A 4,311-nucleotide genomic window follows, 5' to 3' on the forward strand; every position below is an offset into this window, starting at 1 on the left:
AACTCCACATCGTCCACGAAGGACTTGGCGTAGGCCACCATCTCCTCGGCAATTTGCAGCACTTCGGCGCGGGTTTTGCGCAACTGATACTTCAGGTGAATGTCGGAGGTGGAGATGAAGGTGTGGATGCGGGGCTTGGCAGCGGGCTTTAGGGCTGCAGCGGCGGCCTCAATGTCCGGCTTGAGGGCGCGGGCCAGGCTGCAAATCACGGGGCCATCGGGGGTTCCCACCTGCTCGGCCACTTTCTGCACAGCCTCGAAGTCACCGGGGCTGGCATAGGCAAACCCCGCTTCGATGATATCGACGCCCAGCCGGGCCAACTGCCGGGCAATGGCCAGCTTTTCTTCGGTGTTGAGGGTGGCGCCGGGGCACTGCTCCCCGTCTCGCAGGGTGGTGTCGAAAATGAGTACGTGATCCAAAGCTTGGCCATCAAACGCAGCGACCGCGGCAGCATCCATAACGGTTACTGAGATAACGAAACATTGCCTTACTATTTTGACATTAACTGGCAGGGGTTCTAACCTGGCTCGGGGGAGATTGGGGTGGGCTCTGTTAAATTGCCATTTGGCTTGTTTTCCCTGCGTTCCTCGGCGGCAGAAGGAGATGGAGAAAGGCAGATCCCGAAGGCGCAGGCGAGCAGTTGTTCATACTCTTTCTCATCCCTGAGAGGGCGTTCCCGGCGGCCTTCTGGAGTGGTCTCGATCCACTTAAAAGAGCCATTGGCGCGGGCGGTGAGGGTGACCCGTCCGGTTGGAGTGGCTAGGGTGCAAAGGCGGAGCCGAGTAAACATCGATTCTGGCGAAGTTTGGTGGAAGCGGCACATGGGCTCGAACTCCTGCAGGGAGCGTGGGATCCGATCCAGAAGAAATAGAGTTTTCCAGGTGCGATCCGGCTGTTCCTGCTGAACGAGCCAATACCGACGAGCGGTGGGATCCCCTGGCCAAGGGGTGAGGCGGTAGCGTCCTTCAGCCTGGGCTTGAATCCCGGGATCCCCCAGCCGCAACGGCTCGCGAAAGGCCTCCCCATACCCCACATCTGCCAGCCAGGCTTCATCGCCGATGTTCACCTGCACAGCCAAGTGGTCGCACTCAGGTCCAAAGCGGACATCGGACTCCGTCGGAGTAGCGCGAACGGCGTGGCTCACCTGTCCTGAGAGCAGGTGTACCGAAAACCCCATTCCCTGCAAGGCAGCGGCCAGCAGGCTGTTCAGCTCAAAGCAAAAGCCGCCCCGCCGCTCTCGGACGATTTTTTGGAACAAGAAATCCCGCTCCAGGCAAATGGCGCGACCCCGATGAATGTCCAGATTTTCAAACGGCACCCTCAGCAGGTGGGCTCGGTGGATCTGGCGGAGGGTTTGCAGGGTGGGCTGGGTGGAGCCAACGTAGCCGATCCGATCCAAGTAGGCCCTGATTTGGGAGGGGGTCAGTGGCTCTAGCATCAGCACAGAAGCCGGTTGGCTGCCAAGCAAGCTTTTGGCCTACCCTAGCCTTGCCCCGGATCCCCGGCCAGAGCTAAAAGAACAGTTTTGTTTGGGCGACGCCCCAACCCCTCACCGGGATCTAGGAGGCGGGTATTTTTTCGCTTCTCCAGAGCCGATTTTTCTGGGGTTGTAGGGATCCCTGATGAGTAGGATATGGGCAGAGGATTCTGGTGGACAAACCGGCCAAAGATTGCCCAATATTGTCCACAAGATCGTTCAAAGCAGGTGGGAGCGCTACCGATGGCTGCTGCCCAAAATTTGCCCTCCGATGAGCTTTTTCCCATCACGCTGAAGCTCTTTGCCGTCTATCAAGAAGTGATCGGACAAACCGAGATGCGCCTGCAGGTGAGCCCCGGTACCACCGTCGGGCAACTGTGCGATCAACTGATCCAGCGCTACCCCAGCTTGGCTCCTTGGCGCTCCCAAACGCGCTTCGGTCTCAACCTCAATTTTGTAGCTGCCGACACTCCCCTATCGGCGGGAGACGAAGTCGTTCTGATCCCTCCGGTCAGCGGGGGCTGAAAAGGAGCAAAAGGAGAATGCTACGATAGCGGCAAGAAAAAAAGAAGGCGAAGCGTTACATGGCAGAATACACTCGGTCGATTTCCTTTTATGGGCGGGAAATTGACATCAATATTGGGCTGATGGCCCCTCAGGCAGGGTGTGGGGTTTGGCTGACTTCGGGCGAAACCTCGATTTTGGTTACCGCCACACGGCAGCCAGGCCGGCCTGGCGTTGATTTTATGCCCTTGTTGGTCGATTACGAAGAGCGCCTCTACGCAGCGGGGCGGATCCCAGGGGGATATCTGCGGCGAGAAGGCCGGCCACCGGAACGGGCCACTTTGATCTCTCGCTTAATAGACCGACCCATTCGTCCGTTGTTCCCAGAATGGCTGCGGGATGATGTGCAGGTGGTGGCCACCACCCTCTCTGTAGATGATACGGTGCCGCCCGATGTGTTGTGTATTTTGGGAGCCTCGTTGGCCATTCACGGTGCTCGCATCCCCTTCAACGGCCCGGTGGCGGCGGTGCGGGTGGGCTTGGTCAAGGATGAATTTATCCTCAACCCCACCTATGCCGAAATTGAGGCGGGCGATCTGGATCTGGTGGTGGCCGGCTGTGCCGATGGCGTGATCATGGTGGAAGCCGGGGCCAACCAACTGCCGGAAAAGGATGTGGTGGAGGCCATCGAGTTTGGTTTTGAGGCCATCCAGGAGCTGCTCAAAGCCCAACAGCAAGTCCTGGCGGATCTCAACATCACCCCGGTAGAGCTGCCCCCTCCCCCCAAAAACGAGGAGCTGATTGCTTTTGTGGAAGAGCAGGCTCAGGAGGGCATTCGCTCCATTCTCAGGCAGTTTTTGGACAAGACCAGCCGGGAACAACAACTGGAGGAGCTCAAGGCCAAGCTGGAGGCCCAAATCCAGGAACGGCCAGAGGGGGATCCCTTGCGGCTCTATCTTCTGGAAAACCCCAAAGAGTTGGACAACCAGTTCAAGGCTCTGCTCAAGAAGCTGATGCGCCAGCAAATCCTGCAAGAGGGGGTGCGGGTGGATGGACGCAAGCTGGACGAGGTGCGACCGGTCTCTTGCCGGGTGGGTTTGATCCCAAGGGTTCACGGCAGTGCCTTGTTCAATCGCGGCCTCACCCAAGTCCTTTCCATTACCACCCTCGGCACCCCCGGCGATTGCCCAGGAGCTGGACGACTTGCACCCGGTGGATGAGAAGCGCTACATGCACCACTACAATTTTCCGGGCTTTTCGGTGGGAGAAACGCGGCCTTCACGCTCGCCGGGACGGCGGGAGATCGGTCATGGGGCGCTGGCGGAGCGGGCCTTGGTGCCGGTGCTGCCCAAGGAAGAGGAGTTTCCCTACGTGGTGAGGGTGGTGTCGGAAGTGCTCTCCTCCAACGGTTCCACCTCGATGGGATCCGTCTGTGGCTCTACCCTTTCTCTGATGGATGCTGGGGTGCCGATCAAAGCGCCGGTCAGCGGGGTGGCCATGGGTCTTATCAAGGAGGGGGACGAGGTGCGCATCCTCACCGACATCCAGGGGATCGAGGACTTTCTGGGGGACATGGACTTCAAGGTGGCCGGTACGCGGGCGGGGATCACTGCTTTGCAAATGGACATGAAAATCACCGGCATCACCGTTGACGTGGTGGAGCAGGCCATTCGGCAAGCCAAGGCCGGGCGCGAGTTCATCCTCGACAAGATGCTGGAGACCATTGCCGCCCCTCGACCCCAGTTGGCCAAAACAGCTCCCCGTCTGCTCACGTTCAAGGTGGATCCCGAGGATATCGGCAAGATTATCGGCCCTGGCGGCAAGACGGTGCGCGGCATCACCGAAGCGACGGGGGCCAAGGTGGACATCAGCGACGATGGCACGATCACCGTGTCTTCCTCGGTGGGGGGGCAAGCCGAAGCCGCTCGGGAGATGATCGAAAATCTGGTGCGGCGGGTGGAAGAGGGGCAGGTGTATTTGGGCAAGGTGACCCGCATCATCCCCATCGGCGCTTTTGTGGAGTTTTTGCCCGGCAAAGAAGGCATGATCCACATTTCGCAACTGGCGGAGTACCGCGTCGGCAGGGTGGAAGATGAGGTGGCTGTGGAGGATGAGGTGGTGGTCAAGGTGCGCAGCATCGATCACAAAGGCCGCATCAACCTCACTCGCCTCGGCATTAGCCCTGAGGAAGCAGCGCGGGTGCGCAACCATCACCACTGAGGCTGCGGTTTTCCCCCAGCAACGGGGGGGCCAGGGATCCCCTCGACAGCCGCCGGCAGCGGCCAAAATGGCAGAGAAAACTCCATCGCGACAGCGGTGCGGAGCGCTTT

The 4,311-nt window shown here is 59.6% G+C and carries 2 protein-coding genes and 2 pseudogenes; 2 read left to right on the forward strand and 2 right to left on the reverse strand.

Annotated elements, in window-relative coordinates:
* Positions 1 to 458 (reverse strand): annotated as a pseudogene (locus tag NW819_RS08965) (2-isopropylmalate synthase); the annotation flags it as partial.
* 59 nt (positions 459 to 517) lie between these two features.
* On the reverse strand, positions 518 to 1,438 hold the full coding sequence (locus NW819_RS08970; RefSeq protein WP_414413535.1) for an arylamine N-acetyltransferase family protein: 921 nt from the start codon (positions 1,436 to 1,438) through the stop codon (positions 518 to 520).
* Positions 1,439 to 1,720: 282 nt separating this feature from the next.
* Between NW819_RS08970 and NW819_RS08975 the strand changes: the two genes are divergently transcribed.
* Both NW819_RS08975 and NW819_RS08980 read left to right on the forward strand, forming a co-directional pair.
* Positions 1,721 to 2,002, forward strand: coding sequence for a MoaD/ThiS family protein (locus tag NW819_RS08975; protein WP_414357275.1), 282 nt, complete (start codon positions 1,721 to 1,723; stop codon positions 2,000 to 2,002).
* Between the two features lie 59 nt (positions 2,003 to 2,061).
* Positions 2,062 to 4,201 (forward strand): annotated as a pseudogene (locus tag NW819_RS08980) (polyribonucleotide nucleotidyltransferase).
* The last annotated feature ends 110 nt before the right edge of the window (positions 4,202 to 4,311 follow it).

It is taken from the genome of Synechococcus sp. R8-2 (assembly GCF_047461715.1).
Taxonomy (GTDB): domain Bacteria; phylum Cyanobacteriota; class Cyanobacteriia; order Thermostichales; family Thermostichaceae; genus Thermostichus.